General features: G+C 39.6%; 16 protein-coding genes. 6 read left to right on the top strand and 10 right to left on the bottom strand.

Annotated features, from left to right (window positions below; translation table 11 throughout):
• Window positions 1-75 precede the first annotated feature (75 nt).
• Genes WD048_08075 through pdxH form a run of 3 tightly spaced genes read left to right on the top strand, consistent with a single transcriptional unit; the run spans window position 76 to window position 2,641 of the window.
• Window positions 76-1,551 (top strand): aldehyde dehydrogenase family protein, encoded by a 1,476-nt coding sequence (locus tag WD048_08075; GenBank protein ID MEX0812161.1) that lies wholly within the window; start codon window positions 76-78, stop codon window positions 1,549-1,551.
• 10 nt (window positions 1,552-1,561) lie between these two features.
• Window positions 1,562-1,969 carry a hypothetical protein gene (locus tag WD048_08070; protein MEX0812160.1) on the top strand — a complete coding sequence of 136 codons (408 nt, stop codon included), beginning with the start codon at window positions 1,562-1,564 and terminating at the stop codon, window positions 1,967-1,969.
• Between the two features lie 15 nt (window positions 1,970-1,984).
• Entirely contained in the window at window positions 1,985-2,641 is a 657-nt protein-coding gene (gene pdxH, locus WD048_08065; GenBank protein ID MEX0812159.1) for a pyridoxamine 5'-phosphate oxidase, read from the top strand.
• A 276-nt stretch (window positions 2,642-2,917) separates the two neighbouring features.
• Here pdxH and WD048_08060 read toward each other — a convergent pair whose 3' ends face one another.
• Window positions 2,918-5,149 carry an OmpA family protein gene (locus WD048_08060; GenBank protein MEX0812158.1) on the bottom strand — a complete coding sequence of 744 codons (2,232 nt, stop codon included), beginning with the start codon at window positions 5,147-5,149 and terminating at the stop codon, window positions 2,918-2,920.
• A gap of 327 nt (window positions 5,150-5,476) precedes the next feature.
• Window positions 5,477-8,287: a DNA polymerase I gene (polA, locus tag WD048_08055; protein ID MEX0812157.1), complete on the bottom strand. Its 2,811-nt coding sequence runs from the start codon at window positions 8,285-8,287 to the stop codon at window positions 5,477-5,479.
• A gap of 207 nt (window positions 8,288-8,494) precedes the next feature.
• Here polA and WD048_08050 point away from each other — a divergent pair, with 207 nt between their 5' ends.
• The 3 genes from WD048_08050 to WD048_08040 are packed head-to-tail and all read left to right on the top strand — an operon-like array spanning window position 8,495 to window position 11,165.
• Window positions 8,495-9,286: an SDR family oxidoreductase gene (locus tag WD048_08050; GenBank protein MEX0812156.1), complete on the top strand. Its 792-nt coding sequence runs from the start codon at window positions 8,495-8,497 to the stop codon at window positions 9,284-9,286.
• Entirely contained in the window at window positions 9,286-10,731 is a 1,446-nt protein-coding gene (locus WD048_08045; GenBank protein ID MEX0812155.1) for an aldehyde dehydrogenase, read from the top strand. Before WD048_08050 ends, WD048_08045 begins: the two co-directional genes overlap by 1 nt.
• A gap of 2 nt (window positions 10,732-10,733) precedes the next feature.
• A complete protein-coding gene (locus tag WD048_08040) occupies window positions 10,734-11,165 on the top strand; it encodes a Rid family hydrolase (GenBank protein ID MEX0812154.1) in 432 nt (143 codons plus the stop codon).
• Here the strand turns inward: WD048_08040 and WD048_08035 are convergent.
• The 8 genes from WD048_08035 to WD048_08000 form a co-directional block, all read right to left on the bottom strand.
• Window positions 11,155-12,114, bottom strand: a complete 960-nt coding sequence (locus tag WD048_08035; GenBank protein ID MEX0812153.1) for a tryptophan 2,3-dioxygenase family protein — start codon at window positions 12,112-12,114, stop codon at window positions 11,155-11,157. The two genes, WD048_08040 and WD048_08035, sit on opposite strands and share 11 nt — an antisense overlap.
• Window positions 12,115-12,123: 9 nt before the next feature.
• Window positions 12,124-13,233 carry an MraY family glycosyltransferase gene (locus WD048_08030; GenBank protein ID MEX0812152.1) on the bottom strand — a complete coding sequence of 370 codons (1,110 nt, stop codon included), beginning with the start codon at window positions 13,231-13,233 and terminating at the stop codon, window positions 12,124-12,126.
• Between the two features lie 39 nt (window positions 13,234-13,272).
• Entirely contained in the window at window positions 13,273-15,678 is a 2,406-nt protein-coding gene (locus tag WD048_08025) for a polysaccharide biosynthesis tyrosine autokinase (GenBank protein ID MEX0812151.1), read from the bottom strand.
• The gene (locus WD048_08020; GenBank protein ID MEX0812150.1) at window positions 15,678-16,475 is read right to left on the bottom strand and encodes a polysaccharide biosynthesis/export family protein; all 798 of its coding nucleotides are present in this window, start codon (window positions 16,473-16,475) and stop codon (window positions 15,678-15,680) included. The genes WD048_08025 and WD048_08020 overlap by 1 nt, the downstream gene beginning before the upstream one ends.
• A gap of 38 nt (window positions 16,476-16,513) precedes the next feature.
• A complete protein-coding gene (locus tag WD048_08015; GenBank protein MEX0812149.1) occupies window positions 16,514-17,707 on the bottom strand; it encodes a glycosyltransferase in 1,194 nt (397 codons plus the stop codon).
• Window positions 17,708-17,716: 9 nt separating this feature from the next.
• Window positions 17,717-19,603: an asparagine synthase (glutamine-hydrolyzing) gene (gene asnB, locus WD048_08010; protein ID MEX0812148.1), complete on the bottom strand. Its 1,887-nt coding sequence runs from the start codon at window positions 19,601-19,603 to the stop codon at window positions 17,717-17,719.
• A 65-nt stretch (window positions 19,604-19,668) separates the two neighbouring features.
• On the bottom strand, window positions 19,669-20,733 hold the full coding sequence (locus WD048_08005) for a glycosyltransferase (protein MEX0812147.1): 1,065 nt from the start codon (window positions 20,731-20,733) through the stop codon (window positions 19,669-19,671).
• Window positions 20,730-21,977, bottom strand: coding sequence for a glycosyltransferase (locus tag WD048_08000; GenBank protein MEX0812146.1), 1,248 nt, complete (start codon window positions 21,975-21,977; stop codon window positions 20,730-20,732). Before WD048_08000 ends, WD048_08005 begins: the two co-directional genes overlap by 4 nt.
• Window positions 21,978-21,982 lie beyond the last annotated feature (5 nt).

The raw sequence follows: 21,982 nt of genomic DNA, 5'->3' as shown, positions 1-21,982 counted from the left end.
TTCATTTAATTTATTTGGCAAGAAACTTAATTTTTTATATTATAAGTAGTAAATTGAAAACTAAAAATAAAAGCAATGCCAACTACACAAACAGCCCCCGAAACCCAAGAAAAAAAAGCCACTGCAGAATTCAACAATACTTCAAATGCAGAGATCAAAAGAATTTTTGACCTACAACAAGGCAATAAGCAAAATGTAAAAGACACTACTGTAAGTCAGCGCAAAAGAAAATTGCGCACACTCAAAAAAGTGATCATGCAAAAGCGGGACAAAATTCGCCAGGCTTTGTTCGATGATTTCAAAAAACCATTTTCAGAAACAGATCTCACAGAGATTTATCCCACTACTTCTGAAATCAAACATGCTATAAGCGAACTGGGCAACTGGATGAAGCCTCAAAAAGTAGAAACACCGATCTCTTTTGCCGGTTCTTCATCCTATATTATGTACGAACCCAAAGGGGTTTGCCTTATCATTTCACCCTGGAATTACCCATTCAACCTCTGTTTAATTCCCTTGGTTTCTGCTATTGCGGCAGGAAATACGGTTATTTTAAAACCCTCTGAGTTTACTCCACATACCACAGAAATTGTAAAAGAAATTATATCGGAATTATTCGATGAAAATGAAGTAGCAGTAGTTGAGGGCGATTACACTGTTTCCGGTGAATTGCTCAAGCTCAAATTTGACCATATTTTCTTTACCGGCAGCCCAAACGTTGGCAAAATCGTAATGCGCGCTGCTGCCGAAAACCTTACATCAGTAACCCTGGAACTCGGTGGCAAATCTCCTGTAGTACTGGATGATACGGCAAATATCAATTCTGCTGTTAAGCGGTTGACCTGGGGGAAATACCTCAATTGTGGGCAAACATGCATTTCGCCTGACTATATGATGGTGCACAGCAAAAAATACGATGAAACTCTTGAAAAGCTAAAAAAGAATATTGAAAAGGTCTATGGTGCTACAAAAGAAGAACAGCAAAAAAATGAATCTTATGCCCGTATCGTTAATGAAAAACATTTTCATCGCCTGAAAGGATTAATAGAAGATGCAGTAGAAAAAGGTGCCAATATTTACTACGGTGGAAATATGGATGAAAGCGAAAATTATATTCAACCCACTATTTTAACCGATGTTCCAGACAATGCCAAGATCATGCATGAGGAAATTTTCGGCCCCTTATTCCCCATTCAAAAAATTGATGACATTAAGGATTCAATAGAGATTATAAGGAGTAAAGAAAAGCCACTGGCCATGTATATTTTCAGCACTAAAGACAGCAATGTCCGCTATTTGCTGAACAACACTTCATCAGGTGGAGTTACGGTAAATGATACTGTGCTGCATCATTCTCAACCCAATTTGCCTTTTGGCGGAGTAAATCATTCCGGGATTGGCAGCGGCCACGGTATTTTTGGCTTCAAGGCCTTTTCACACGAAAGAGCTGTCATGAAACAGGCGTCTGGCTTCAGTGCTGCTGAAGGTATGTATCCACCTTATGGAGGTATTAAAGACAAGCTTATTGACCTTACTATCAAGTATTTATAAAATAAATTTCATGAATAGAATCACTCGGATAGCTGGCAGCTTACTTCTATTTTGCTTCTTTGTACTAATGCTTAATGCCTGTAGCAAAGAAGATGATGGGATTAGAAAAGACACGAGTATCGATGGACAATTCAGAGGAACGATAAAACTCACCGCAAACCATATTTATCGCCTGAGTATACCACAAGAAGACAGCCTTGCAGAGAATGCAAAAATCACGCTTTACAGGACCTACGAGGATCTATCTTATGAAAAATCTCCCGTTATCAGTGGAACAACTGATTCTCTTGGCCGGGCTAATTTCTACCAGTTGCCGGATTCAGTTTATTATATCAATGCGGTATATAACAATGAAAGCGTAGAAGAACAGGTTAACTTGAGCGGTGAAATCAATTTTGTAGAAATCAATTTTTATTAAAGATTAAGATATAGTATGCCCAATTCTGAAAAACTGAGGTATTTGAGAAAGAATTATGGAATTAGTGTTTTAGAGTTGGAAAAAATGGAAGCAGATCCATACACAGAATTTAAACAATGGTTTTCCAAAGCACTTTCCTGTGAAGAGATAGACGAGGCTAACATTATGGTTTTGGCAAGTTCAGGTGAAAACATGCAGCCCTCAGCCCGTATTGTCTTACTTAAAGGATTTGAACCAGATGGCTTGATTTTTTATACCAATTACAAGGGCAGAAAAGGAGAACAACTGGCAGAAAATCCTAGGGCTTCACTTTTGTTTTTTTGGGGCCCTTTGGAAAGACAAGTGAGAATAGAAGGAAAAGTGGAAAAAGTAAGCCCTGAAGCCTCTGATGAATATTTTCATTCCCGTCCCAAAGGCAGCCAACTTGGAGCAATTGCCTCAGAACAAAGCACTGAAATTCCTTCTCGCCAAGTGCTGGAAGATAGATTAAGCGAATTGGAAAAGAAATATGCTAATACTGATAAAATTCCACGCCCTGAACACTGGGGCGGCTATACTTTGAAACCCCACTACTGGGAATTTTGGCAGGGCAGACCCAATCGCCTGCACGATAGAATAGCATACCAGCTTGATGGATCAGGGGAATGGAAAATGTCAAGACTTGCGCCCTGAGCGGTGATTAAGCCTTTCTAACCTGAGTTCGATAATTATTTAAGAGCTCAGAAATTCACTAAAACGTAATAGGCAAGGCGCATTTGAGAAGGTCTATCGGGATAAACCAAGCAAATGCAACGCTGCATATTGCGTTTTATGGATTTCAAATGCCGGAAAACAGCAATCTTCTTCCTGGAAATATCTCAAAATAGCCCGCTATTCCATCAATATTTCCAGTCGAATCTCACTGTTTTCTGGCATTCTGAGCAATAAATAATTTCCGAACTCAGGTTTCTAATCTTCAATCACTTCGGTTTCAATTTCAAGCGCATCTGGAGCTTTCAGCACTTTGAATTCGGTTCTTCTGTTGTCCTGGTGTTTTGCCCTGGAGCATTTAACACCGTTTGAACATTCATTTACCAATAGAGATTCGCCATAGCCTTTGGGTGTTAATTGATTTAATTTTGCCCCTTTATCTATCAGGTATTTCACTGCTGATTCCGCTCTTTTTTCTGAGAGCCACTTATTATAGGTGTCGCTTCCACGGCTGTCTGTATGTGATCTTAGCTCAAGTTCCATTTCGGGATATTTTATCAGGTATTTTACAATCCGATCCAATTCCTCAGCCGCATCGGGACGGATATTGTACTTGTCAAAATCATAGTAAATATTTTCCAGCTTAATTACGGCACCTTCATCGAGTCTTGTCATTTCAAGCTTGGTCATTTGCAAATCCTGGTAAATTAATTTTGAAGTATCAAAAACTGCTAAACTTGTATTAATTCTTTTTTCACTCACCAAAAACCAGGCATGTTTTTCAGCACTCAATACATATTCCATATCGTAGTCAATAGGAAAGCTAAACCCTCCGTTCTGATCAGACATCATTGAATCCAGGGCTTCTCTTTCCTGGCTTTCAAGCAATACCATTGCATCCGGTATAGGATTTTGTGACTTCAATTCCACCACTTTACCTTTAAGCACAAGATCACTTCTATACAAAGGTATTTTAACCGGGGGCAATTCTGCATCCAGGTTTTCTGTACTTACATTTTTTTGATTGGGTTGATAAGTGATTTTCGCAGCTCCAATGTCATAAACATTTCCCAGCGCTACCCAAAAACCAAATTTGCCCAAACTGTCTGTTTTCATTTGATCCAGTGTATCCCCATTTTCAACTAAATATACGTCAGCACCTTCCAGTCTTTTATCGGTTTCACCATCATATACAAAGCCCTTTAGCAGCATTCCTTTGTCATCAAAAGAAAGGATATTGTCATTGTCAAAATCACCGCCCCTGTTGGAAGATAAATAACCTGTCTTTTTATCTTTTCTCATAATCAGCCCAAAATCATCCGCATTGGTATTGATCGGGTAATTCATATTGACCGGCTCCGACCAAGCGGTATTTTCTTTTTTGGAATAATACACATCGAGCCCGCCCAGTCCTTTTCGGGCATCGGAGGCAAAATACAAGGTGCCATCAGGATGTATATAGGGAAAGGATTCCTCTCCGGCTGTGTTGATTTCAGGGCCGAGGTTTTTGGGTTCTCCAAAACGGCCATTGCTGTCAATTTCTACACTGTACAAATCAAGAGTGCCATACCCGCCTGGCATATCCGATGAAAAATAAAGCATTTTGCCATCTTGCGTAAGTGTGGGGTGGCCGCAGGAATATTCATCGCTGTTAAAGGGCAGTTCTTTAAGGTTCCCCCAACTCACATTTGAACTATCACCACTGCTTTTTGCAGAAAATATTTTCAATCGCATAATATTTTCCTCTCCGGTTTCTTTTTTGCGCTTAACATAATTATTGCGGGTAAAGTACATTGTGGTGAATGAGGTATCAAAAGCCAGCGGCCCTTCGTGATACCTGTTGTTTACATCAGAGTCCAGTCTTTTGGGCTTGGCATGGCCCGAATCACTCATTTCAGATATATAGAGATCGAAAAAAGGTTTGTTGTACCAGTAATCGTCTATTTTGGATCCTTCATTTCTCGATGAGGGAAAAACAATACTGCTGTCTTTATAAAATGCCGGGCTGAATTCCTGCGACTCATCGTTAAAATCGAGAAATTGCACACCGAAATACAATGAATCTTTTATCAGTTGTTTGACCTCTTCATAGCTGACATTCAATAGTTTACTACGGGGATCCTCAGGAGCCAATTCTGCATATTTAATGAAATTTTGCTGTGCCTTTTCATAATCCCTCACAAAGCGCAGGCATTGCCCGTAGTGCAGATAATCTTTTGGGCTCACATTTGCAGTGTCAGCAACTACTTGTTCGTACCAACCCACAGCAGTAGCATAATCCCCACGTATACGGTATGCATTCGCTAAGCCGTGAATGGCTTCAAAATTTGAAGGGTTCTTTTCCAACACTTTCTCGTAGGTTTCCACAGATTTATCAAAATCAAAGAGATTGAGTTTTTTATCTGCTTTATTGAGTTTCATTTTCTGGGAAAATGACTCTTGCACGCTTATTCCCGTAAGTAAAATCAGGAGGATGAGTAGTTTTTTCATAATTGTGCTGTATTGAAAATCTTTTAGACTTTAGTAAAACCAGGAATCAAAAATATAAAAAATACAATTCGTTTCAGACAAATATTTAAGATTAATGAGAAAAATTCAGTGTGTAATAATTTATATGAAATAGTAATTCAAAAATTTATATGGAATAAAGCTTTCGAGATTAAAAATGCCTGACAAATGTATGTTTTAACTCCAGTAGTATTCCGCTAAATGTTTGCAAATTAAAGTTATATTATTTACAATTTCCACTTTTAAAGTAGAAATTTTAATTCTGTAAAGCAGCTTCTATAAATTATAAATATAGCACATTAATATCAGTTAATGTGCTTCAAGCCAATTCTTTCCGGTTCCCATTTCCACAAGAATAGGGACTTTTAGGTCTAATGTATTTTTCATACAGCTTTCTACCAGGGGTTTCAGCTCCTCTAATTCATCTTTGTGCGCATCAAACACCAGTTCATCATGCACTTGTAGCGTCAATTTCGACTTCCAGTTTTTTTGTGCCAATTCTTTATGTAAAGCTACCATTGCAATTTTTATCATATCAGCAGCACTGCCCTGAATAGGGGTGTTGATGGCATTACGTTCTGCAAATCCCCTTACCGTTGCATTGCGGGAATCGATGTCGCGCAAATAGCGTTTTCTGCCCATCAGTGTTTTTGCGTAACCGTTTTTCTTTGCAAATTCCACCGATTCCGTCATGTATTTTTTAATACCGGAATATTCCTTGAAATAATCTTCAATCATCTGTGCTGCATCTCTTCTTGGAATATTGGCCCTTTGCGAAAGGCCATAGGCAGAAATGCCATAGATAATCCCGAAGTTGACCATTTTGGCATTGCCGCGCATTTTTCGTGTGACTTCTTCCAAGGGCACTTTATACAATTTTGCCGCAGTTGAAGCGTGAATATCCTGTCCCTCCTTGAAAGCATTGAGCATGGCCTCATCTCCGCTAATATCAGCTACCAACCGAAGTTCGATTTGCGAATAATCAGCGGCCATTATTACATATTCCTCGCTACGTGGAATAAATGCCTGTCTTACTTTCCTACCGCGCTCTGTGCGGATAGGTATATTTTGCAAATTGGGATTATTGGAACTGAGCCTACCGGTAGCGGTTACAGTTTGCAAAAAGTGGGAATGTACCCGCCCGGTTTTGGGGTTGATGGCATTGGGCAATGCATCCACATAGGTAGATTTGAGCTTGGTCAGCTCACGATAATCGAGGATATATTCCACGATTTCATGTTCATTGGCCAGCTTTGAGAGTTTTTCCTCATTGGTGGAATACTGCCCGGTTTTGGTTTTTTTGCCGGTATAGGGAATTTCCATCTTGTCAAAAAGCACAGTCCCCAATTGCTTTGGAGAATCCATATTGAATTCCGTGCCGGCCAGTTCAAAAACTTTTTCACGGTGCTTTAAAATATCCGTGTTCAGCGTTTCAGAATATTTTTTCAGAAAATCGGTATCCAGCGCCACGCCTTCCTTTTCCATTTCTGCCAATACCCTTACCAAAGGTGTTTCTATTTCATGGAACAGTTTATCCATGCCTTCTTCCTTGATCATGGGTTCAAACTTTTCGCGCAATTGCAGGGTAATGTCCGCATCTTCCGAGGCATATTCTTTTATTTTATCGAGCGGCACATCGCGCATACTGCCCTGGTTTTTTCCTTTTTTCCCGATCAGTGATTCAATATCTACCGGGGAATATCCCAGGAAATTTTCTGCCAGACGGTCCATTTTATGGCTTGAATCGGGGTCGAGTAGATAATGTGCAAGCATGGTATCAAATAGGCTGCCCTTCACAAAGACATCATACCACATCAAAACCACAATATCGTATTTCAGGTTTTGCCCTGTCTTCTCGATTTTCTCATCCTCAAATACAGCTTTAAACTTTTTGAGCAGGGCTTTGGCCTTATCCTGATCTTCTGGAACCGGCACGTAATAAGCCTCTTTTGCTTTTAGGGAAAAAGAAAGCCCCACCAGTTCGCAGTTGTTGGCATCCAGGGAAGTGGTTTCTGTATCGAAGCAAAAGCCTTTGGATTTTTCAAGTAGCGCTATTAGTTTTTCAATTGCACTGTCGCTTTCTACAAGATGGTATTTGTGGTCTGTATTTTCAATATGCTTTCCTCCATTGTCAGGTTTAAGTTCATCTACAGGCGGATTATTGCTGCCTTCATTTTGACTAAAAAGATCCAACTGCCCTGTCTTGTTTACTTTCTTTTCGGTATTCACAGAAAAGTCATCCCCCAGTATCCGCTTGCCCAAAGCCCTGAATTCAAGCTCGGTAAAGAGTTCTTCCAGGAGTTTTTTATTGGGTTCAGAGCGGGTCACATCTTCCTCGTCCAGATCAACAGGAGCATCAATTATAATTGTGGCGAGCTGCTTGGAGATGAACGCCTGCTCTTTGTTTTCTTCTACCCGTTCTTTCAGTTTGCCTTTGAGCTCATCTGTATGTTCGTACAACGCTTCCATAGAGCCGTATTCTTTTAAAAGCTTGACCGCTGTTTTGGGCCCCACGCCAGGTATTCCGGGAATATTATCTGAAGCATCGCCCGACATGCCCAGCATATCTATTACCTGGTCTATTCGGTCGATGTCCCATTTTTCCTTTACTTCCTTTATGCCCAGAATTTCCCTGGGCTTTCCCTGGTAAGAGGGTTTATACATAAGAATATTATCGCTTACCAATTGCCCAAAATCTTTATCGGGCGTAACCATGTAGGTGGTATAGCCTTCCTTTTCTGCCTTTTTGGCCAGGGTGCCAATAATGTCATCTGCTTCATAGCCGGCCAGTTCCATTGTTGGAATTTGAAAGGCTTCCAGCAATTTTTTGATAATAGGAATGGCAAGTGCAATATCCTCCGGCATTTTCTCCCGATTGGCTTTGTAAAAATCATGCTCGGCAGCGCGGTCTGTAATTTGCTCCATAGAGTCGAATACCACTGCAATATGAGAGGGGTTTTCCTTGTTGAGCAATTCCATTAAAGTATTGGTGAATCCATAAATAGCCGAAGTATTCATGCCTTTGGAGTTGACAATGGGACTTCTGCTGAAAGCAAAATAGGAACGATAGATCAATGCAAAAGCATCGAGTAAAAAGAGTCTTTTGTCTGAATTGGCCATTGGTTTTGTTTGATGTTTAACAGGCGAATAAAGTTACATTATCAGCTTGACTTGTTTTAGTTTTTGGATTTAAAGCACCGGTAAAATAGAATAAGCATCAGAATTTTTTATGCAAATTGAAAGTTTAAGTTTCAATATGCAAGATGCTTTTATGTGAAAATGCTTTTCAATTTTTCGTAAATTCAGGCGGGAAATAAAATAACATAGATGAATTTAGATTTAAAAGGAAAAAACGCCCTGGTTTCCGGCAGCAGTAGTGGAATTGGTCGCGCCATCGCTGAAGAACTTGCCTTGCTTGGTGCCAATATCACTCTTGTTGCACGCAGTGCCGACAAATTGGCCAATGTAATGCGCCACTTGGATGACAGCGTGGGCCAAAGCCACGAATACCTGATAGCCGATTTCGGCAACCCGAACGAGTTAAAGACCAAGATAAACGCACATTTAAAAAACAACAATAAAAAATTTCAGATTCTTGTAAACAATACCGGTGGCCCTCCTGGAGGAATGGCCATTCACGCAAGAGTAGAAGAATACCAAGAGGCTTTCAGGAAGCATTTGGTCTGCAATCATATTCTTGTTCAGGCGGTACTTGATGGAATGAAAAAAAGCGGCTATGGACGCATTATCAATGTGATCTCTACTTCTGTAAAACAGCCGCTGCAAGAGCTGGGCGTATCCAATACCATTCGCGGAGCAGTGGCCAATTGGTCCAAAACACTGTCCAATGAACTGGGAGAATTCGGCATTACGGTAAACAATATATTGCCGGGTGCTACTGCAACCGAGCGCCTTGCGGAAATTGTAGAGAGCAAAGCCTCTAAAAAAGGCCTTTCCAAACAGGCAGTAGAGGAAGCCATGAAAGCAAAAATACCATTGAAACGATTTGCCGAGCCCAATGAAATAGCGGCAGCAGCGGCTTTTCTTGCAAGCCCGGCAGCAGCATATGTCAATGGCATCAATATGCCCATAGATGGCGGAAGAACAGGATCTTTGTAATGGAAAAACTACTGAATTATATCAATGGCAAACTCATAGAGCCGGAATCCGGACAATGGCTAAACAATATTGAACCCGCCACCGGAAAATGCTATTCTAAAATCCCGCTTTCTAATAAAAAGGATTTAGATATTGCAGTAGAAGCTGCACAAAAAGCTTTTCCGGAATGGAGCAATTGCGGTCATGAAACCCGCTCAGAATGGCTACTGAAACTCTCCGATGCCATTGAAGCGCATATGGATGCATTGGTAGCTGCTGAAAGCAAGGACAATGGAAAACCCGAAAAATTGGCCCGTGCAGTGGATATCCCAAGGGCTTCAGCCAATTTTAGGTTTTTTGCCAAAGCAGCTTCGCAATTTGCCTCAGAATCGCATTTTATGGAAGGCGAGGCCATCAATTATACGCTGCGCAGACCTTTGGGAATTGTGGGCTGTATTTCCCCCTGGAATTTACCTTTGTATCTTTTCACCTGGAAAATAGCTCCGGCACTTGCAACAGGAAACTGTGTGATTGCCAAACCCTCCGAAATCACCCCGATGACGGCTTTTATTTTGAGTAAAATCTGTATTGAGATAGGTTTTCCAAAAGGTGTATTGAATGTTTTGCACGGCAATGGAGCTGAAATCGGGCAGGAAATTGTATCGCACCCGAAAATCAAGGCAATTTCATTTACGGGAGGAACACAAACTGGCAAACAAATAGCAGCCACCGCAGCACCGATGTTCAAGAAACTCTCATTGGAATTGGGCGGAAAAAACCCCAATATTATTTTCGATGATGCCAATTTTGAAAATGCACTGAATACTTCTGTGAAATCCTCATTTGCCAATCAGGGACAGATTTGTTTGTGTGGTTCCCGAATTTTTATCCAGGAAAGCATTTACAAAAAATTTAAAACCGCATTTGCAGCAAAAGTCAAAGCTTTGAATATTGGCGATCCATTAGATCCTAAAAATCAGATGGGGGCAGTGGTTTCAAAAGCACATTTGGAAAAAATTGAGCATTATGTTGATCTGGCAGTGAAAAGCGGAGGAAAAATAATAGCAGGAGGAAAACGTATTTCCCTTGATGGCCGCTGTAAACAGGGCTATTTCTTTGAACCCACAATCATCGAAGGACTAGATGCTTTTTGCCAAATCAACCAAGAGGAAATATTCGGCCCTGTAGTCAGTCTGATTCCTTTCAAAGAAGAACAGGAAGTTTTGGAATTTGCCAATAGCACAGCTTATGGTCTATCATCTACAATATGGACGAATAATCTAAACAGGGCACATCGTATGGCGGAAAAAATAGAAAGTGGCATTGTATGGGTCAATACCTGGCTTTTGCGCGATTTGCGGACTCCCTTTGGAGGCACCAAACAATCAGGTGTGGGACGGGAAGGTGGCTGGGAAGCCATGCGTTTTTTCACAGAAGCAAAAAACATTTGCATCAAATACCAATAATTATGAGTGACAAAACATACAGCGATAAAGCACCTAAGCCGGTTGGCTTGTATCCTCATGCCAAGAAAGCGGGAAATTTATTATTTCTTTCGGGAGTAGGGCCTCGAAGGGCCAATTCTGATAAAAACGATTCAAAAGTTCCGGGACTGGAATTGGACCACAACGGAAATTTCAAGGAATTTGATTTTGAAGCACAATGCCATTCTGTATTTCAGAATGTAAAAGCCATTTTGGAATCCTCCGGAGCTGAATGGGAAGACTTGGTGGACGTAACGGTTTTCCTTACCAATATGAAAAGGGATTTTCATGCTTTCAATCGCATTTATGCGGAGTATTTTAAGGAAAACCAACCTTGTAGAACCACGGTGGAAGTAAACAGCTTACCCACTCCTATTGCAATAGAGTTAAAGTGTATTGCAGCCTTTAAGGCATAAATTCTTTTCGGAATTCTTTCACGCCCCATTCCTTTAATTCCAATTCTGTCCAGAGTTCGGGATAAAAAACAATGAACTGGTTTCTCGGAGGCAGGTATTTTTGCCAATTGGTACCGCCTGTTGCTTTAATGTCTTCAGGATCTTTTTGCAGATAACGCACAGCAGAGCGGTAGTGCATTAATGGCCACTGCACATTTGCATAATGGTCTAATTTGCGCAGCTCGTGTTTTAAATTATCCAGGTTTTCTTTGCTTTCCCTTTTTAGCTTGCGATATAGAAAATAAAGGTTTTGCTTGCGATATTCATCGATCATTTCTATGAAATCATCTCCATATTTGACCTCAAATTGTTTGAGTGTTAGCGTTTTCTTTTTGGTTTCCAATTCAGTTGCCCCTTTTTTCCAGTAAAGGTTTTTGTACAATCTTTTGGCGTCTGTCCGCTTATCGAACTCTGCTCTTTTTTCATGCCATGTCAAAAGGTAGGCATCGGTAGCCATCAACTCAATTATTCGATATTGAGCAGATTGAAATCCACTGGCAGGCAGCAGAGCCATTCTAAATTTCAGAAACTGCTGCTTGTCCATGCCTTCGATCATTATTTCAAAAGACTTGATCAGACTTTCGAAATAACTGTTCATGCGCTTCACCTGCGTGGTAAAAAAAGATGACGTAAGTTTATCTCCGCGCTCCCTCACTTGCTCTCCTGCATGCAATACCAAGCGAAAATAAAGCTCTGTAATCTGGTGGTATAGGATAAATATCTTTTCATCGGGATAGGGTGTACGGGGAACTTGTAAGTTCAGTAGCACATCAAGGCGGATATAATCCCAATAAGTCAGGTAATCAGCATAAAGCAAACCGTCAATATAGGACAGCATATCCTGACCCATAGCAGCATATTTCTCCCGGAGTTTTTCAAGTTTCTCGGTCAATAGCGGATCCTGTTCCATATTAGTAATTTATTCTTTTTTGTGCTTTTGCATTCTTTTTCCTTTTTCGTAAAGCAACTGAAAGATCAAAAACAGCGCAAGGCAATAACCCACCCCCATTAAAGTATATTGAAACTTCCATTCTGCAAAATTTTGATAAACCAAATAAACCAGTGGAATGGAAATTAAAGAGATAAGAAAAAGCACGACAGCAACCCACCTGTCGGAGAGTCCGAGATAGGCCAGATGGTGCGTGATGTGGTCTTTCCCGCCAACAAATGGCGATTGTCTTCTTGCAAGCCTTCTTATAAAAACAGTTGTAGTATCAATCAGTGGCACTATAAAAAGCAAAGCTGGAATAATGAATTGACGGAGCTCAAAAAACTCAATATTATTGCTCCTGAAATTCCAGAAAAACAGCATACTTATGCCTGCAAGCAATACACCCAGGAATTGGCTACCGGTATCGCCCATATACATTTTTGAAGGATGCCAGTTGAAAAACAAAAAGCCTATTAAACTTCCTAGAACCCCAAGAATTATAATCAGGTAATGATTGTCTATATACCCGTTTAGCAAAATCAGCAATAAAGCGCCCAGCAGAATAGAAATAGACACGGATGTAGTAATGCCATCCATATTGTCCAGCATATTGATGGAATTCATCAGCCCAATGACCCAAATCATTGAAAGCAGGTAATTGAGCTCTGGAATATTGGTTGCTTCTATGGTGTATCCGGTGAGTATAAGCAGGCTTGCACAGGTAAACTGCCCTATAAACTTCACCAGTGGATTGGTATTATAGGCATCGTCTGCAAGTCCAAGTAAAAAGCCCAGGCTTGATGCTACCAATAGGCCAATCAATTCTTTGCTGAAATATTCATTGCCATCTAAGGGCGCAATACCCAATACAGCTATGGAAATCAGAAAAACAATATAAAAGCTAAAGCCCCCGAGTGAAGGTTTTGATTCAGCACTCCACCTGATCTGTTCTCCGGCTTCCTGCACATTCCGCATTCCAAGATTTCTTGAAAACCTTAAAATCAAGAAATTAATCAATATTGAAAAAAATATGGCAATGGCAAAGAAAAGGCCGAAAAAGACCAGATTAAAAACAGGGATTTGTTCTAAACTATTCAAAACTCAAAAGTTATAAATGATTGTTGCCAATTTGTCTATTCAACTAAAAAAACGCCTGAATATAGATTTTTTTTCTTTTAAATCCTCTACATAGTAACCCGACCCTGTTCCGTATCCATAGCCATAACCATAACCGTAGCCATAGCTGTAGGAGTATGCAGAATCACTTCTGCCAATATCATTCAATACAATAGAAAGCTTTTTGAGCTCATTCTCTTCAACCAGTGTTTGCAAGTTAGTTACAAAATTTATTTCAGAGTAATCTGCTCTAAATACATAGATCGGGTAATCTACCCATTTTATAATTTCCAGACCATCAGTAACCAAACCCACAGGAGGTGTATCAAATACAATATAGTCGTATTCCGCTTCGAGTACATCGGTCATTTTTCTGAAATTTTCAGAAAGAATAAGTTCAGCGGGATTCGGAGGGATTGGCCCTGAAGTGATGATATCAAATCCGGCTTTTCCAGACTGGTATATGCAGTCATCCAATTGATCTCTACCGGCCAGTATAGTGCTGAGTCCTTTTTCATTTCCTATTTCAAAAATAGAATTGAGTCTTGGACGTCTCATATCCATATCTACCAGTACAACTTTTTTACCGAGCTGGCTTAATATACCGGCCATATTCAAAGCTATAAAAGTTTTTCCTTCTCCTGAAATGGTGGAACTGATCGCTATTTTCTTACACTCCTCCGCACTTGTCAAAAATTGCAGATTGGATCGGATAGTCCTGAAAGCTTCAGCAATTTGGGATTTTGGTTTAGTCTGAACAATAACCGTAGAAAGCAGGTCTTCCCCTTTTAAGGAAGGAACAATTCCAAGAATATTGGCACTGGAATTGGCTTTTATTTGCTCTATTGAAACAATGGAATTGTGCAATAAATACCTTAAGACAATAAGCAATAAACCTAAGAACAAAGCACCTGCAATAGCCATCAACCAAATTACAGCAGCATCTAAACCAACAGGGGTTTTAGGCAGCTTTGCCCTTTCAAGCACTATATAATCTGTGACTATTCCTGCTCTTGCTATAGAAATTTCAGCCTGTTTTTCAAGCAGGTTCAAATAGTAAGACTCATTGATCTTGTATTTTCTGTTCAGCCTTTCAAATTCTGCTTCTTTTTCAGGCAATTCAAAAAACCTAACAAATTCCTCCTGGTAATTTTTCTCAACATTTTTCAATCTGAAATTCAGGCGCTTTATATTATTCATCAATTCCTGATTCAATCTGAATTTTATATCATTGATCTCTTTATCAATCAATTTCGCTTTTGGATGCTCACTGGTAGTTTTTCTCAATAAAGCCTCTTTTTCTTTTTCCAACTCTATCAAGGTATTCACATATTGAATAGAACTTGACAACTGCTCTTCCAAAAGCCCGGGAGATATCATCCTCAGATCCTGTAACTGATCAATATAGCCCACATACCAGTCGATGATATTGAGGTCATAGCCGAGCATTTCTTTTTGTTCTTCTAATTTGCTCAATCTCTCAAAGATATTACTGGCTTCATTTTCAGGGCTGAGAAAATTGTTTTCTAAACGGAATTGTTTTAAGGAATCCTGGTACATATTGAGCTGCTCGGTAAAGTTCCCAATTTGAACCTGAAGAAATTCCAATATATTATTGACACTTTCCTGTTTTCTTTCCAGATCATATTTTCTAAACTCCTCTGACACCGTGTTTACAATGTCTGTAGCTTTAGATTGGTTTTCATCTTTATAACTGATCTCCAAAGTCCTGGTACTGGCATTAATAGGAGAAACAATGAGAAGACGGGCAATTTGAGAGGCATAGGCGTCTGAATCATTAATTATAAAAAAATAATCACCAGTTAGATTTCCTGACTTATATTCTTTGTCACTAATTTCAATTTTTCCACTGAAATAGCTGTTTTCAAAATATTCTCCAATTCTTATGCGCTGCTGTTCTGATTTATCCCTTACCACATAATTCAATAGTGCAGTTCCATCTTGATAAAACTCGATATTAATTTTTATTCCGTAGATAGAAGAATTATAAATTTGATCGTATTCAAGCTCAAAAGAAGCTGTAGGATAAAGTTCTGCAGATATTAATTTTGTCCGTCCTTTCCGGTAATAGGAAATGTCAAAATCCAGCTTTTCAACTACCCTTTTGGTAAAAGCAGTCGCCTTAATGAGTTGAATTTCCCTTAATATCTCATCTCTGTCCAATGCAAGAAATTCATTGTCCGCCCCAAGTAGTTTAGCGGTTTTTTCCGATTTCAGCATCAGGGTGGAAGAAGCCTGATAGACCGGATTGGTATAGCGCAAATACAATATAACACTGAGGGCTGCTATAAATATAAAAAGCACCACCCATACAATGCTCTTTTTTGCAATTGATATAAACAAGCCCAGGTTGAAGTCTGAACCCAGGGCCGATTGTATAGACCTTAAAAAATTATTATTACCCATTAAACTCTCCTGGTAATTAATAAATATATTGTAAGCAAACTTGAGAGTAAGCCCAAGATTGGCGTTACTTGTTTCAACAGTTCTGCAGCAACCGGAGTTGTAGGCGCTACTATAATCAAATCATTGGGTTGAATGATCATATCTGCATCCTTAAGTCCAGCTATAGTTGACAAATCAATTTTTCTAATGCTTGGATTTTCATAATCGCCACGAATCACCCTTATGTTCCGGGACTTAGAACCTCTTGTTACCCCACCTGAGGCTGCAAGCACTTGAATAAGCGTCATATTGTCATTAATAAGGGGCACCACTTTGGCACCTTCAAGCCCCATAAATACATAGGCTCTCCGATCTTCCATTCTTACCATCACAAAGGGATCGTTGTACAGGTAGGAATACTTTTCTTCCAGCAAATCTTCCAGTTCAGTTCGAGTAAGCCCCTCTACCAGTATATCTCCTATTACCGGAAGCTCCACCATACCATCAGGTTTGACCATATACTGCGCCCCTCCACCTCCGCGCAACATTTGCTGCATGTTCATGTTGTTCTGTCCATCAGTTTGTGTGCCGGTGGTCATATCGATCAACTGAATGCCACTTTGTGTGGTTAAGGTAAAGCTGATCCAGTCACCGGGAATAATTTCCAATTCCTGCTTTTTCAACTCTTCAATTTCGTAGTAAAAATAGCTTTGGTTTTCCCTGAGCATATAATTGGGGAAAATCACTTTACAAGAGCTCATTGAAAAGAGACAGAACAAAGTGGCAAGCAGAAATAAGTAGGCGTGTTTTCTATTCATAATCAGTGTAAAAATACAAATTATAATTTGCTGCAAGTTCAGGATTTTATATTCAAAAGTTGATTGTATAAATTCTCTGTATCACTGACCAGTCTTTTGTAATTAAATTTGTTCAGGGCGTGTGCTGCACTGTTTTTGCTCATTTTCATCCGAAGGGCATCATCTTCAACCAGCTTCAATAGGTTTTCAACGAATTGATTTTCATCCCCTGAAGGGCTCAAAAGAGCCGAAGTCCCTTCTTTCACCACATCCCGAATTCCACCTACTGCTGTACTCACAATGGCTTTATTTGCTGCCTGTGCTTCTATCAGACTCACAGGAGTGCCTTCATTAAAAGAACTCAGTGCGACAATATCCAGTCCGGCATAAGCCCAGTCTATATTCTTTATCCAGCCTGTAAAAACTACAGGAGATTTATTTTCCGAAAAGTCTTTAAGGGCATAATTCAATTCCAATTCCGTACACAAATGCTGCAGTTCTGCCCTCAATTCTCCGTCACCGATAATGATAATACGCACTTTTTTATTGCTTTGCTTCAATAATTTTTTCACCGCCCTGAAAAAAAATGCATGATTTTTAACTGGAACCAAACGACCTACAATACCAATGGCAATTTCATCTTCTGCCAATGCATAATGCGCTCTAAAATCCTTTCTTTTTTCATCAATATTTTCCTGAAATCTACTCAAATCAAAGCCCAGGGGAATGACCACTGATTTTTCTACCGGACAGATATTAAAATCTTCGCAAATTTCCTTTTGCTGCTGCCGACTAATGGTAATGATCCGGGTGCTGATACTTGCCAAATAGCGTTCAAGGCTAAGGAAAACTTTTGTTTTTAAGGGATTAAAATAAGAATGGAATACATGACCGTGAAAGGTGTGCAATATAACCGGAACCCCCTCTCTGTGCGCTGCTATCCTGCCCAGTGCCCCGGCTTTGGCAGCATGGGTATGGACTATGTCGGGCTTGTATTCCCTGATAATTTTTCGAATGGCACGATAAGCTGGAATATCATTGAATGGATTTATGGCGCGGTGCATTTTCTCGATATAAACCGGCTCCAATCCCAAATTTTTGGCAATAAACTCAGAGCTTGCTTCACTTTCATCTTTCATGCCCGCTACCAATAGGGTCTCGTAATCGCTACTAAGATATTTCGAAAGATAGGAGGCGTTGTAGGTCGGCCCTCCCAAATTCAATCGATTGATTATTCTTAAAACTTTTGGCACTTTATCTATTTAGATCATGTATTTTTTCCACCAAGACTGAAAAACAATAAGCGCCCATATCTGTGCATGGACTTCGCCAGGGTCATTGGAAAACAATTTCCTTTTCAGGGCTTCAATTTCATGCAAATTAAATATTCCCTGTGCACTAATAAAATCTTTTTCCAGCCATTCATTTTCTATTCTGCTTCGAAGCGATGTTTGAAACCATTTTAACAAAGGCACTTCAAAACCGTGCTTTGGCCTATTGTACAATTCTTCAGGGAGCAATTCCCTAAAAGCATCTTTCAAAATCCTTTTGCGAAATCCGCCCCCTATTTTATATTCTTCAGGCAGTGCAAATGCAAAATCTACCACATTGTGGTCCAAAAAAGGCACCCTCACTTCCAAGCTATTGGCCATAGACATGGAATCTACCTTTACCAACATATCGTTTTGCAAAACCAATTGCATGTCTGCTCTTAAGGTATCATTGATATTATTTTCCTGCTCAAATTCATCCAAATACTTTGCTTTGAGTTTCAGGAATGCTGCCTGGTCTTTATGGCTAAATGTTTTCAAAAGCTTTTCGGCAGCAGCTTCATCTACAAAAGCGCACCAGCGCCAATAGCGTTCTGCCGGTGATTTTTTCAAGCCCGTAGCAAAGCGGTCCAATTGTCGGAATAAATTGGAAAACTTGTCATTCCTGGATTTAGGCAGGGCTTTCCAAATTGGGGATCCTGCTTTGACCAATGCATTTAGAAAACCTCCCTTTCTCGCCCTGTAATCTGCCAAGTGCTTGTTGTAGCCCGAAAAGACTTCATCTGCACCATCTCCGGAAAGCGAAACCGTTACATGTTTTCTGGTCAATTTGCTCAATATATAAACCGCAATGGCAGAGCTATCGGCAAAAGGCTCATCTATATAATCCAGAATATCATCCAAATGTGCATACAAATCGTCATTGCTGAGGGAGAATACGGTGTGCTTGGTTTTATATTTTTTAGCAACTAGGTTGGCATATTTTGTTTCGTCAAAATAAGGCTCATCCTTGTAACCAATCGAAAAAGTATTGAGCTGACGGGTGTGCCTTGATGCCAGTGCCACAATTACTGAAGAGTCTATTCCTCCGCTTAAAAACGCGCCCAGCGGCACATCGGCAATCAATCTTTTTTGTACGGATGCTTCCATTCGTTTTATCAATTCTGCCTTGGCCGCTTCGTAATCGTATTTTTCAACTGATTTTTCTGGCAGCTTATAATATTGTTGTTTGGTGATTTCACCATCCTTATTAATTTGCAAATAAGTGCCAGGGTCAATTTTCTCGATTCCTTTTAAAATACTGAGTGGCGTGGGGATATAATTGAGTTGTAAATAGGCTTTAAGCGCTACAGGATTTAATTCGCGCGTTATGGGCAACTCCATCAAGGCCTTCATTTCAGAAGCAAAGGCAATCATGGAATCATCGCGATATAGGAGTAAGGGCTTAATTCCAAAACGGTCGCGGGCAAGGAACAGGTCCTGCTTTTCTTTATCATAAATGGCAAAAGCAAAAAAACCATTGAACATTTTCACGCATTCCACTCCAAAATGGATATAGGCATAGAGCAAAACCTCCGTATCCGTACCTGATGTGAATTTCACCCCCTTTGATTCAAGCTGTGCAGCTATTTCCTTAAAATTATAAACCTCACCATTGAAAACAATAGTGTACCGACCAGCGGAATCGCTCATGGGTTGATTTCCGGCAGCAGAAGTGTCGATAATAGAAAGGCGGGCATGGCCTAATATAGCATTGGGAAAACTTTGAATTTTTTGGAAATCGGGACCGCGTTTCGACAGGCAATTGACAGCCTTGGCCATATATGGCTCAAACCTTTCCACCTCTGATATTCCAAAAACCCCTGCTATGCCACACATACGCTGCTGCTAAAATTCATAAGTTGATGCAAGATAAAAGGATTGAACACAATTTTGAAACTTGACTATTTGAATAGACTTATAAAGTTATTCTTATTGGCACTAACAGAAAACTCTGATTTTATTTTTTCAATTGCAGCCTTTCCCATTTTAATTCTCAGTGCTTGATTATTCAACAATTCTAAAATACGCTCTTCCCATTCTTCAGGAGAATTACACCAAAAACCATTGATTCCATTATCTACTATGTTTTTATTTACCGCCACTGGCGAAACCAGTGCGGGAATACCCAAAGACATGTATTGCAGGGCCTTGAACCCACACTTCCCTCGGGTCCATTCATCATCTGGAATGGGCATTAAACCAATATTAAAGCGCAGCAAATCCCCTACTTCCGTTTCCTTTGTCCAAGGAATAAATTTCAGGGACTTCAGGTTCCAGTCAGGTTTGCGGTCAGATATCAGAATAAACTCGAAGTCAATTTGATCTTCTAATTTTTTAATTACTGGAATAATTTCATTTAAATACTTGACAGTAGAATGAGACCCGGTCCAGCCAATAGCAGGTTTTTTGCTGTTTTGGTCTTTCACTTCTTTATGTAAATTTTGCCTATCAATCGTTGTGGGATTTAAAACCACATTTTGATTGAACTGACGGGCATACTCACACAAGTATTCATTTCCACATGAAATTTTATAAGCCCATTGAATTATTTTTTTTGTCTTTCCATAAAATTTGGTTTTAGAAAATAGCTTATTGGAATCAGACACATTTTCCAACCATATGGCATCGTCAAAATCAAAAATTATTTTTTTGCGAAAAACTTTAGCTATCAGATATTCAAAAACAGGAGGCCCTATTGGTGCTGCTTCCCTGTGAATAAATACGTAATCGTATTTTCTGAGCTGAAACAATATCAAAAATCTTCTTAAAAAGCCTTTCAGTATGCCCAACAGCTTCTTTAATACCCGTCCTTTTTGATACAATACTTTCCAGGTTGCATCATCTATAAAAGACTGCACATCAAATTCAAGACCTTTCTCTTTCAGAAATGTAAAGTACTGTTCGAAACGAAAACGCTGTGATGGAGCAGAGCTCTGTGGATATGGTACCAAAAACAAGAGCTTCATTGCTGCAATATTTCATTATATACTTCCCAATAACGATCTACACCAAGTGAAAGGTCGTAATATTTAAAGGCGCCTTTTCTAATATGTGCTTTATCAAATTTTGAATCCTCTAATTGTGAAAGTGATGCTTCATAAGCCGAATAATTGAATTCATTTACACATACTCCACAGTTGGTGTCCTCAACTATCAAATCCACATCCCCAACTCCTGAATTGCAAATAAGCGGAATGCCCATGCCCATAATCTCGCCCATTTTAGTGGGAGAAGAGCCACTTTTTGAAAAAACAGGCTTGATAAAAAATATAGAATAATCAGCTACAGCCAAATGCAGCGGCATAGCATCACGAGAGCTTGCTGTTATTATAATTTCAGATTCCGGGATTTTTTTTGCACGCACTTTTTGCAGAATAAATTCTGGCTGCTCAGTAGTGAGAAACAAAAACTTAGTTGAAGAGTATTTTTTTCTAAAAACATTGTAAAAATCGAGCATTTCATCGGGCAAATACCAGGTGCCAACAGAACCACTATACACAAGTACTTTTTCTCCTCGGTTGATGCCCAATTTAGTTTTCAGGGCATTTATTTCTTCCTGATTAACTGATCTATAATCAAAAAGCTCCAGATCGGCACAACAGGGAATGACCTGAATAGGGACAGGATTGTTTTTCACTTTTTCCCAGGAATGAATAATCGTCTTGCCTTTTTCCGTAAGGCTTACGGTGTAAGCGGCATTTTCAAGAAATTCCAATTCTTTCCTTTTGAAAAACTGATATACTTTCCGAAACAAAAAATTGCTTTGTTTCCAATGACCACCATCAACCCGTTCATCGGCATAAAAAGCACGCATATCGAATACAAAGGGAAGCTTGAAATTCAATTTCATTCTCAATCCTACCATAGAAGTGATGTAGCCCCGGCAGTGTATCAAATCAAAGTTGTGTTTTTTATCTAACGACTTAACTTTTATAAAAAGACGTTCAATATCAAAAAGAGTAGAAAGTACTGGGGGCTGCTTGGTATACTTTAAGGGATGCCAGTGAATATTAGCTTCCTTTAAAATTGTACTTATTAAAGCCTTGTTTTTTTGAAAGGCTTGTTTTTTTTCAAAACTAATGAGGTGGAACGCCACGCCTTTTTTAGCAAGTCCTTTTAAATAGGGAATTACCTGCGATTGGCCAAGCGGATCTGTCATCCCGTCATAACAGAGATAGAGTGCGCTTATTTTTTCTGATGCTTTATCCATAAATT

Source organism: Chitinophagales bacterium (assembly GCA_040877935.1).
Taxonomy (GTDB): Bacteria; Bacteroidota; Bacteroidia; order Chitinophagales; family CAIOSU01; genus JBBDNB01.
This window is presented reverse-complemented; position numbering and strand designations above follow the sequence as displayed.